The following is a 404-nucleotide window of genomic DNA, read 5'->3' as shown; positions in this document are numbered from 1 at the left end:
TAGTTAGGTTTTGCTGCTTCTGCTGGTTGCTCAGCCACTTTTTTCTCTGCTTTTTGTGCTGATTTTTTCTCAGTTTTATCACTCGAGAAGAAGTTTTTCAGCTTATCTAAGAGAGAACTTTTCTCTTTTGGTACTGCTGCGACGTCAGAGCTAGTTTCCACTTTCGCTTTTGGCGTAGCTGGCGACTCAGGCAATTTACGTTTTGCTAAAGATTGCGGCTGTTCAGGAATTTCCGCATAGGTATCATCGGCTTCCACTTTTGCTTTTGGAGGCTCAGCTAAAGAACGTCTTGATCTCGGTTTTGGCTGCTCGCTAATTGTTGAATAACCACTATCATCTGCTTTAACAAGCGGTTGTGTTTCCGCATTTTCTTGCAATTTCTTCGGTTTATTCACTTCTGCATA

At 42.1% G+C, this 404-nt stretch carries 1 protein-coding gene; it reads right to left on the bottom strand.

The window, feature by feature from the left end:
• The coding region (locus EII42_RS13180) for a hypothetical protein (protein ID WP_199729896.1) at positions 1 to 404 on the bottom strand (404 nt) is incomplete at both ends.

Origin of the sequence: Tessaracoccus sp. OH4464_COT-324 (genome assembly GCF_003932855.1) — a bacterium.
Classification (GTDB): Bacteria; Actinomycetota; Actinomycetes; order Propionibacteriales; family Propionibacteriaceae; genus Arachnia.
This window is presented reverse-complemented; position numbering and strand designations above follow the sequence as displayed.